This window comes from Allomuricauda sp. CP2A, assembly GCF_001683915.1.
GTDB lineage: Bacteria > Bacteroidota > Bacteroidia > Flavobacteriales > Flavobacteriaceae > Flagellimonas.
The window spans coordinates 40,858-50,106 of sequence record NZ_LXTT01000140.1 but is presented as its reverse complement, the minus strand read 5'-3'; the positions used below and the strand labels follow the sequence as shown (position 1 = coordinate 50,106).

Here is a 9,249-nt window from a genome sequence, read left to right as displayed (position 1 = left end):
ATGCCATCCACCGAAAGTTCACGACCATACCCTGAGATTTTGGTGCCCCCAAAAGGCAGTCGTGGGTCACTTTTCACCAATTCATTTACAAATACGGCCCCGTCCTCAAACTGGGGAATGAGTTCTTTTGCTACCTCAATATTTTCAGTAAAAAGGGAAACCCCCAATCCAAAATCACTTTGATTGACCAATTTTACAGCTTCTTCAGCAGTTTCAAAAACGGTGATGCCAATCAATGGGCCAAAGGTCTCTTCCTTGAAAATGGACATGCTAGGGGTTACATCACCCACAACGGTCGGCTCAAAATGGGCATCTTTCCGATTGCCCCCCAACAGAATTTTTGCCCCTTGCTCCACAGATTGTTGTAATTGCTGTTCAAGTTCTTTGGCTAGGTCTACCCGCGCCATGGGACCAATGTAGGTTTCAGGGTCAATGGGGTCACCACTTTTGAGTTCCCGAACGGCTTCCACAAATTTATTGGTGAACTCTGCTGCAATGGATTTGTGCAAAAGCAAACGCTTTCCGGCGATACAACTTTGCCCCGTGTTCTGAAAGCGTGCTTGGACGCATGTTTTTAGGGTTGCTGCTATATTGCAGTCGGCAAAAACCACAAGCGCATTGCTTCCGCCAAGCTCCAAAACGGATTTTTTGATTTCTGCCCCCGCAATGGAAGCCAGGGCACTGCCCGCGGGCATGCTCCCGGTAAGGGTTACCGCTTTTATTTTTTTGTTCTTGATGATGTCCTCAACCTTTGCACTACTGATGGGGAGATTGGTAAAACATCCTTCGGGGAAACCAGCCCGCTCAAAGACTTTCTCAATATTGGCGGCACTTTTCATCACATTGCTGGCATGCTTCAACAGACCCACATTCCCGGCCATCAATGCTGGAGCCGCAAACCGGAACACCTGCCAGAAGGGATAATTCCATGGCATTACCGCCAAAACGGGACCCAAGGGTTCATAACTTACATAACTTTCTTGAGCATCGGTTTTTATGGTCTTGTTGACCAGTTGCTCTTTGGCATTTTCAGCATAATATTCACAGACCCAAGCGCATTTTTCAACCTCTGCGATGGATTGACTGATTGGTTTTCCCATTTCCAATGTAATCGCTTCGGCATACTCCCTTTTGTTTTGTTTGAGCTCTTCCGCAGCAGCGTTCATTAAGCGGCTTCTTTCAGAAAATGAACGTTTCCTCCAAGATGTAAAGCATTCACCTGCCTTGTCAATGGCTTTATTGACCTGATTCATTGTGAATTCTTCTGTGTTGTAAACTTCTTTTAGGGTGTATGGGTTTATGGAATTAAGCATGCAAATAGGATTGTTGGTACTAGGTCTTGTAAGAGGGACGATAAACAACATCATGCCTCGCTTTGCTTAAAGATACCATTTGTGCAGGCTTTATCTTGGGTAAACAATTATAATAAAACCCTAATATTTTTAAAAAATGACGAAGAACGGTCAGAAATCAACTAAATCCCTGACTTTCATTCCAAGAGCATCTGCAATGGATTTCAAAGTGCAAATTGAAGTATTGATATCGCCTTTTTCAATGGAATTTATTTGACTTCTAGAAATGTTGGATTCGTAGGAGAGGTCATAGGTAGAGATGTCTTTTTGGGTTCTGATTTCCTTGATTCTTTTACCAAGGGCTTTCAGGTATTTTTCATCTCTAATTTTAGTCATAGGTCTAAAGTCACATATTTTGATTAGATTTATAGACCTATATATCGTACTATCCCATGTTGAATAAAAATCAATTGGATGAATTGTCCCAAATAATCGAAGACCAATACGGTACACCCGAAACTTTGGCCAATTGGCTGGATTTGGCCGTGGAAATGTTGTTTTATGTGGAAGAGAACACCTTTTCCCGTGTTGAAATACAGGAAGTGGCTACGGCATTAAAAAGTATTGCCCGAGTCTTAAGATGACATCAATCCCTCAACTGAAACAGCAAATCCATCACCTCAATCTCGGGTGGTTCGGACATTTCATAAGCCTTGGGTATACTTTTCGCCAAATCAGATTCCTTGTACGCTTGCAACGCTCCCATGGACTCCCAAATGTAAATGCCACTGTACAATCCTTCGCCTCGTTTTACGTAGTATTTTTGCACGAGCCCCGGAAAAGCCTTGAACTGAGGTTCACGCTCCTTGGCCCTGCGCAACAGCTCTTCTTCAGATAGGGGACTCTTTACTTTAACGATCAATAGTATCATGGTGGTTACATTTAAACATCACACCGCATAAACCCATCTTTTAAGGCCGCAATCTTGTCATCCCAAGTTGGAATGAACTCTTGGGCCACGTGTCCGGTAAAGCCAGTGGCCAAAATGGCCTTCATAATGGCGGGGTAGTACAGTTCTTGGATTTCGTCAATCTCGTGTCGCCCGGGAACCCCAGCGGTATGGTAGTGCCCAAAATAGGGGTGGTAGTTCTGTATACTGCGTATAATGTCCCCTTCTTGGATTTGCATGTGGTAGATATCGTATAACAATTTAAAATTGTCGCTACCCAAATGTTTGCAGAGTTCCACGCCCCAAAGCGAGCTGTCGCACATATAATCGGGGTGGTTTTGCTGGTTAAAAAGCTCCATCTGGATCACCACGCCGTGCTTTTCGGCCAAAGGTATGATCTTGGAAAGTCCATCCACACAGTTCTGCAATCCTACATAATCGTTCATGCCATCGCGGTTTCCACTAAAACAGATAAGGTTGGTATAGCCTGCCTCGGCCACTTTCGGGATGATTTCGGTATAGTTTTTTATCAGCTGCTCGTGGTACTTGGGGTTGTTCCACCCCTGTTCCAAATTAATTTCGGCCCCGTTGCACATGGAGCAATGAATGTCGTATTTTTTTAGGATGTGCCATCTATCGGGACCCACAAGGTCAATGGACTTGATGCCCAGTTCGTTCAGGGTGCTTAAAAACTCCTCAAAGGGAATATCGTTAAAACACCATTCGCATACACTGTGGTTGATGTTGTGCTTCAGTTTAAAATCTTTCTGTGCACCTTTCTCCTGCGCAAAGCCAGAGACCGATGCCAAACCCGCGGAACCCGCAGCGGCAGTGGCAATAAAATTTCTTCGTTTCATTTTGGGAATAGATTGTTCAGCGAAAGATAGTACATTAGACCTACAAATGGAAATCAAGCCCGATTCAAAACAACTCTTGGAACTGGCCCACTATAAAATGCCCTTTGGCAAATTTAAGGGGCGCTATTTGGTGGATCTGCCCTTGCCGTATTTGGTCTGGTTCAGTCAAAAGGGCTTTCCCGAAGGGAAGCTCGGCAACTACCTGAACACCATGCTCACCATCAAGGATAATAACTTGGAACCGCTCATACGAAAGCTGCAAAAAGAATTTCCCAAGAAATCCTCCTAATTTATGCGCTGCAATTTGTAACTTTACGCCCCGTAATAGAAAGACTAATATGTCACAGACCAAGTACATTTTCGTTACGGGAGGCGTTACTTCATCATTGGGTAAGGGAATCATCGCCGCATCTTTGGCCAAACTGCTACAGGCCAGGGGCTACCGAACCACCATACAAAAATTAGATCCCTACATCAATGTTGATCCCGGAACATTAAATCCCTACGAACATGGCGAGTGTTATGTGACCGATGACGGGGCCGAAACCGATTTGGATTTGGGTCACTACGAGCGTTTTTTGAACGTTCGCACCTCGCAGGCCAATAATGTCACCACCGGTAGAATCTACCAAAGTGTCATTGAAAAAGAGCGCCGAGGGGAGTTTTTGGGGAAGACCGTTCAGGTGGTGCCCCACATTACCAACGAGATCAAGGAACGCATCCAAAACTTGGGCAAAAGCGGCGAATATGATATTGTGATCACCGAAATTGGCGGTACAGTGGGTGACATTGAGTCATTGCCCTATATTGAATCCGTGCGACAATTGCTTTGGGAGCTGGGGGAACACAATGGCATTGTCATACATTTGACCTTGGTTCCGTTTTTATCGGCAGCGGGCGAGTTGAAGACCAAACCCACCCAGCACTCCGTAAAAACGTTGATGGAAAGTGGTATCAAGGCCGATATTTTGGTCTGCCGTACCGAACATGAAATATCAGATGACATCAAGGAAAAACTGGCCCTCTTCTGCAATGTGAAGAAAGAGGCCGTGATTCAATCCATTGATGCCTCCACCATATATGATGTACCAATTTTGATGCAGGAGGAAGGTCTGGATACCGTGGCCTTGGAAAAATTGGCTTTGCCCAATGATACCGAACCCAACTTGGACCAGTGGAAAGAATTCTTAAAACGACACAAAAATCCAAAGAACAAAGTCACCATTGGCTTGATTGGAAAATATGTGGAGCTCCCGGATTCCTATAAATCCATTCAGGAAGCCTTTATCCATGCTGGAGCGGCGAATGAAGTTGAGGTTGAGGTGCGTTCCATCCATTCCGAACACCTTACCGCCAAGAACATCGATAAGAAATTGATGGGACTGGATGGTCTTCTGGTGGCCCCGGGTTTTGGGGAACGCGGTATTGAAGGTAAGGTAAAGGCCGTACAATACGCCCGTGAGAATGATATTCCCTTTTTGGGCATCTGTTTGGGCATGCAAATGGCCGTAATTGAATTTGCCCGCAATGTTTTGGGCTTGGAAGGTGCCAATTCTACGGAAATGGATAATGACACCCCGTATCCCGTCATTAGTTTGATGGAAGAGCAAAAATCCATAAAGGATATGGGCGGTACCATGCGTTTGGGTGCTTGGGATTGCCATCTGACCGAAGGTAGTTTGGTACACCAAGTGTATGGCGCAACCGACATTGCGGAACGCCATCGTCACCGTTTCGAGTTCAACAACGAATACAAGCAGCAAATGGAGAAAGCGGGATTAGTGGCCTCTGGATTCAACCCCAAAACAGGACTTGTGGAGGTGGTGGAAATACCTTCACATCCATGGTTTGTTGGGGTGCAGTACCATCCGGAATACAAAAGTACCGTGGCCAGCCCACATCCCCTTTTTGTGGGGTTTGTAAAGGCTGTATTGACCCAAAAACAGAAACAAAAGAATGCCAGTTTGGCATAAACTGCGGTTTTGGACATATATTTGCCACCTGAAAGACCGATTAAAGATTTCTACTAAATAATTTTCATGGAAGAGAAGAAGCTGGATATCAATTCCATTATTGGATTTGTACTGATTTTTGGGATACTCATCTTTATGTTTTACCAAAATCAGCCTACCCCAGAAGAGTTGGAGGCACAAAAAGCAGAACAGGAACAGGTTGAGGCCGAAGCTAAAAAGGTTGAGGAAGAAGTCGACACCACTCCAATAAACCAATCAGAACCCATCAATTTACAGGATTCCACCGCAGTGGCCAATTATAAGAGTTCCGTAGGGGCATTTGGTTTCACCCAGGCTTCTGAAGGAACGACCCAATTGGAAAATGAGGTGCTGTTTTTGGAAGTGGCCAATAAAGGTGGACAGATTGTGGAGGCCAAAATGAAGGATTATGTCACCCATGATTCCGTTCCAATATATTTGGTGAAGGATGGCAATGCCAATTTTGCCCTTAATTTTTCAACCAATGACAATAGGGTGCTCAATACCGCTGATCTTTATTTTGAGCCATCATTGACCAAAAACGGGGACAATCAGGTGCTTTCCATGAAGGCCAAGATTTCCAATTCCCAATTTTTGGAATATCGCTATGAGATGAAACCCGGTGAGTATTTGGTGGATTTTACAGTGCGTTCCCAAGGATTGAACGGAGTCATCAATAGTACCCGACCCATTGAACTGACCTGGGACCTCAAAGCCATTCGTCAGGATCAAAGTGTACAATACGAAAACCGCTACACCCGTTTGACGTACAACCATGAGGATGATAAGATCAGCAAGTTATCCGAAAGTAGTGATTTGGACGAAGAGACCGAGGAAGATGTAAAATGGTTGTCGTACCGTCAGCACTTTTTCAGTTCCATTTTGGCAACGGACAATCACTTTAAAACTGCCAATCTCAGTTCCAAGAATTTGGTGGAGGAGGAGGGCAAAGACGTTCTCTTCACCAAGGAATATAGTACAAAGGCCCCTTTGGAGCTTAATGGGGGGGAGCTTTCCCAAAACATGCACTGGTACTACGGTCCAACAGACGTTAAAATATTGGATGACTATAAAGAGCTGGGACTGGCAGATTCCATTCCCTTTGGTTGGGGCATCTTTGGATGGATCAATCGCTACATCTTTACACCATTCTATACCTTCTTGAGTTCTTTCTTGCCTTTTGGTATTGCCATTGTTGTGATGACCATTATTGTGCGTTTGGTACTGTCCCCGGTGACCTATAAGTCGTATCTCTCACAGGCCAAGATGAAGGTGTTGAAGCCTGAGATCACGGAAATCAACGAGAAGTACAAGGACAACGCCATGAAAAAGCAGCAAGAGACCATGAAGCTGTACAACAAAGCTGGCGTTAGTCCCATGAGCGGATGTATCCCGGCATTGTTGCAGTTGCCCATTTTCTATGCACTGTTTATGTTTTTCCCAACGTCCTTCGCCTTGCGTCAAAAACCCTTTTTGTGGGCAGAGGATTTGTCTTCTTACGATACCATTTTTGAATTGCCTTTCACCATTCCTTTTTATGGGGATCACGTGAGTCTTTTCCCCATTTTGGCATCGGTGGCCATTTTCTTTTACATGATGATGACCACAGGGCAGAGCATGCAGATGCAACAACAGCCCGGTATGCCCAACATGAAGTTCATTATGTACCTATCACCCATTATGATGTTGTTCTTCTTCAACAACTACGCCAGTGGGTTGAGTTTGTACTACTTTGTTTCCAACCTCATTACCATCTTTATCATGTTGGCCATAAAGAACTACATTTTGGACGAGGATAAGATCCATGCCCAAATCCAGGAGAACAAGAAAAAACCGAAAAAAGAGAACAAGTTCCAGCGCAAGATGCGTGAAATGATGGAACAGGCCGAGGAGCAGAAGAAAATAGGAAAGCGCTAACAGAACCAAATCAAGGTGCTTCCAAAACAAAAAACTCCCTCAAGTTCTTGGGGGAGTTTTCCATTTGTAGGTATAGTTTGGAAAGATTTGGGACTCCAAAGATGCGGTATTGTGGCTGGTTAAAAAATAAATAGTTGTCAAAATGCGGTTTTTTGTATGGTAAAATGTGCCCTTTTGATGTGTCATCGATGAACGGTAATTCCCTATCGATAAATGGGCTGTAAAAAATACTTTTCAAAGCCATTCGCCCAACTTTGTAAGGCAAAGGCCAAACTGTGGACTACCTACCATCACTGAAGACTATTTTGTATTTTTGTACCCATAATCAATAGCAATGAAAAAGGTTGTTGTAGGACTTTCTGGAGGAGTGGATTCAAGCGTTACCGCCTATCTTTTAAAAGAGCAGGGGTACGAGGTAATTGGCCTTTTCATGAAGAATTGGGTGGATGACTCCGTCATTATTTCCGAAGAATGCCCATGGGTGGAGGACAGTAATGATGCCTTGATCGTGGCCGAAAAGCTCGGTATTCCATTCCAAACGGTGGATTTGAGTGCCGAATACAAGGAGCGCATTGTGGATTATATGTTCAGCGAGTATGAAAAGGGAAGGACGCCCAACCCAGATGTGCTCTGCAACCGTGAGATAAAATTCGATGTATTCCTAAAGATTGCCCTGCAATTGGGTGCAGATTATGTGGCCACAGGTCATTATTGCAGAAAAGGGGTTACCCAAAATGCTGATGGCACCGAAACCTACCAACTTTTGGCCGGGGCGGACAAGAACAAGGACCAGTCCTATTTTCTATGCCAACTTTCACAAGAGCAGCTTTCAAAAGCGTTGTTCCCCATTGGTGAGTTGACCAAGCCCGAGGTACGAAAGATTGCCGCAGAAAACGATTTGATCACCGCGGACAAGAAAGATTCCCAAGGACTTTGCTTTGTGGGAAAGGTGCATTTGCCCGAATTTCTACAACAAAAGTTGAGCCCCAAGAAGGGAGTCATTGTGGAAGTGCCCACGGATGCCTCACAATTCTCGGTTGCCGTACCCAATTTTCAGAATAAAAGGGAAGAACTGGCCTTCAATGCTGAAAAGCCTTTGTTTTCAGAAACCGATGGAAAAGTGGTGGGGGAGCACCAAGGAGCGCATTATTTCACCGTCGGACAGCGAAAAGGGCTCAATGTGGGCGGAACCAAGGAGCCTTTGTTCGTCATTGATACCGATGTGGAGAAAAACATCATCTACACCGGACAGGGAAAACTGCATCCGGGATTATACCGCCACACCCTTTTTGTGAATGAGGATGAGCTGCATTGGGTGCGCCCCGATTTGGCCTTAAAAGTGGATGAAACCATGGAAGTCATGGCGCGTATTCGATATAGACAACCCTTGCAACCCGCTACGCTCTATAAAATAGAGAATGGGCTGTATGTGGACTTCAAGGAAAAACAATCCGCCATTACCGAAGGGCAGTTTGTGGCCTGGTATATTGATGATGAATTGGTTGGGTCTGGGGTTATTGCGTAATTTGTATTTATATTTTATATTTACAGAATATAAATACAAATTAAAATGGCAACATACACTTCGTCGCTCCCCGATGAACTTCTAAACAGGCTTGCTGAAACATCCAAGGAGCTGAAACAGCCCAAGAACAAAATAATTGAACGGGCGTTGGTAATTTTTTTGGATGAATTGAAGCGGGCAAAGTATGCTAAATCATATAAAAAGGCATCCAATGATCCCAATGTATTGCTCATGGCAGAAGAGGGCATGGCCGAATACCTAAAGATGATTGAAGAGGCCGAAAAATGAAGCAAGGGGATATATGGCAAGTATATTTTGACCCTGTAAAGGGAAGCGAGCAAGCGGGCAATCGACCAGCGGTAATCATTAGTGGAAACACGCTCAATATCAATTTGAATATAGTGGTAGTCTGCCCTATAACCACCTCGGTGCATAATTATGAGGGAAATCCGGTGTTGGTGCCATCCCAAGAAAATGGTTTGTTAAAAACTTCAGAAATAATGGTCTTTCACATTCGTTCGCTATCAAAAGACCGCTTTAAACGGAAAATAGGGGTAATTTCCTCTTCGGAATTACAAAAAATAAAGAACACGCTAAATGATATTTTGAAATATTGAATAAACCTCCAAAGCCCATTGCCGAAGGTCAGTTTTACGCTTGGTGCCTATGCGACGAGTAGGTAGGCTCTGGGAGGTATTGCGTAATTTGCAGAAGTTTC

11 protein-coding genes are annotated in these 9,249 nt (G+C 44.4%); 7 read left to right on the top strand and 4 right to left on the bottom strand.

Annotation, left to right across the window (positions count from 1 at the left end; genetic code table 11):
* Together A7D14_RS16915 and A7D14_RS16910 are read right to left on the bottom strand one after the other, a co-directional pair.
* Positions 1-1,313: NAD-dependent succinate-semialdehyde dehydrogenase (locus tag A7D14_RS16915; RefSeq protein WP_067037264.1), on the bottom strand; the 1,313-nt coding region annotated here is incomplete at its 3' end.
* 150 nt (positions 1,314-1,463) lie between these two features.
* The gene (locus tag A7D14_RS16910) at positions 1,464-1,688 is read right to left on the bottom strand and encodes a helix-turn-helix domain-containing protein (RefSeq protein ID WP_067037263.1); all 225 of its coding nucleotides are present in this window, start codon (positions 1,686-1,688) and stop codon (positions 1,464-1,466) included.
* 56 nt (positions 1,689-1,744) lie between these two features.
* Between A7D14_RS16910 and A7D14_RS16905 the strand changes: the two genes are divergently transcribed.
* Positions 1,745-1,936, top strand: a complete 192-nt coding sequence (locus A7D14_RS16905; protein ID WP_067037261.1) for a hypothetical protein — start codon at positions 1,745-1,747, stop codon at positions 1,934-1,936.
* Between the two features lie 2 nt (positions 1,937-1,938).
* Here the strand turns inward: A7D14_RS16905 and A7D14_RS16900 are convergent, their stop codons facing one another.
* Together A7D14_RS16900 and A7D14_RS16895 are read right to left on the bottom strand one after the other, a co-directional pair.
* Positions 1,939-2,223, bottom strand: a complete 285-nt coding sequence (locus tag A7D14_RS16900) for a hypothetical protein (RefSeq protein WP_067037260.1) — start codon at positions 2,221-2,223, stop codon at positions 1,939-1,941.
* A gap of 11 nt (positions 2,224-2,234) precedes the next feature.
* Positions 2,235-3,098: a hydroxypyruvate isomerase family protein gene (locus A7D14_RS16895; protein ID WP_067037259.1), complete on the bottom strand. Its 864-nt coding sequence runs from the start codon at positions 3,096-3,098 to the stop codon at positions 2,235-2,237.
* A gap of 46 nt (positions 3,099-3,144) precedes the next feature.
* Between A7D14_RS16895 and A7D14_RS16890 the strand changes: the two genes are divergently transcribed.
* From A7D14_RS16890 to A7D14_RS16860, 6 genes are all read left to right on the top strand, one after another.
* Entirely contained in the window at positions 3,145-3,387 is a 243-nt protein-coding gene (locus A7D14_RS16890) for a DUF3820 family protein (RefSeq protein WP_067037257.1), read from the top strand.
* 49 nt (positions 3,388-3,436) lie between these two features.
* Entirely contained in the window at positions 3,437-5,071 is a 1,635-nt protein-coding gene (locus tag A7D14_RS16885) for a CTP synthase (protein WP_067037255.1), read from the top strand.
* Between the two features lie 66 nt (positions 5,072-5,137).
* A complete protein-coding gene (gene yidC, locus A7D14_RS16880; protein ID WP_067037254.1) occupies positions 5,138-7,006 on the top strand; it encodes a membrane protein insertase YidC in 1,869 nt (622 codons plus the stop codon).
* A gap of 334 nt (positions 7,007-7,340) precedes the next feature.
* On the top strand, positions 7,341-8,531 hold the full coding sequence (gene mnmA / locus A7D14_RS16870) for a tRNA 2-thiouridine(34) synthase MnmA (RefSeq protein ID WP_067037250.1): 1,191 nt from the start codon (positions 7,341-7,343) through the stop codon (positions 8,529-8,531).
* 45 nt (positions 8,532-8,576) lie between these two features.
* Positions 8,577-8,819 carry a CopG family transcriptional regulator gene (locus A7D14_RS16865; protein WP_067037248.1) on the top strand — a complete coding sequence of 81 codons (243 nt, stop codon included), beginning with the start codon at positions 8,577-8,579 and terminating at the stop codon, positions 8,817-8,819.
* Positions 8,816-9,148, top strand: coding sequence for a type II toxin-antitoxin system PemK/MazF family toxin (locus tag A7D14_RS16860; protein ID WP_067037246.1), 333 nt, complete (start codon positions 8,816-8,818; stop codon positions 9,146-9,148). The genes A7D14_RS16865 and A7D14_RS16860 overlap by 4 nt, the downstream gene beginning before the upstream one ends.
* Positions 9,149-9,249 lie beyond the last annotated feature (101 nt).

What these genes read in the sequence shown, in the direction of transcription:
- A7D14_RS16910 (WP_067037263.1), bottom strand. Translation starts at nt 1,688, where the DNA reads ATGACTAAAATTAGAGATGAAAAATACCTGAAAGCCCTTGGTAAAAGA.
- A7D14_RS16905 (WP_067037261.1), top strand. Translation starts at nt 1,745, where the DNA reads ATGTTGAATAAAAATCAATTGGATGAATTGTCCCAAATAATCGAAGAC.
- A7D14_RS16900 (WP_067037260.1), bottom strand. Translation starts at nt 2,223, where the DNA reads ATGATACTATTGATCGTTAAAGTAAAGAGTCCCCTATCTGAAGAAGAG.
- A7D14_RS16895 (WP_067037259.1), bottom strand. Translation starts at nt 3,098, where the DNA reads ATGAAACGAAGAAATTTTATTGCCACTGCCGCTGCGGGTTCCGCGGGT.
- A7D14_RS16890 (WP_067037257.1), top strand. Translation starts at nt 3,145, where the DNA reads ATGGAAATCAAGCCCGATTCAAAACAACTCTTGGAACTGGCCCACTAT.
- A7D14_RS16885 (WP_067037255.1), top strand. Translation starts at nt 3,437, where the DNA reads ATGTCACAGACCAAGTACATTTTCGTTACGGGAGGCGTTACTTCATCA.
- yidC (WP_067037254.1), top strand. Translation starts at nt 5,138, where the DNA reads ATGGAAGAGAAGAAGCTGGATATCAATTCCATTATTGGATTTGTACTG.
- mnmA (WP_067037250.1), top strand. Translation starts at nt 7,341, where the DNA reads ATGAAAAAGGTTGTTGTAGGACTTTCTGGAGGAGTGGATTCAAGCGTT.
- A7D14_RS16865 (WP_067037248.1), top strand. Translation starts at nt 8,577, where the DNA reads ATGGCAACATACACTTCGTCGCTCCCCGATGAACTTCTAAACAGGCTT.
- A7D14_RS16860 (WP_067037246.1), top strand. Translation starts at nt 8,816, where the DNA reads ATGAAGCAAGGGGATATATGGCAAGTATATTTTGACCCTGTAAAGGGA.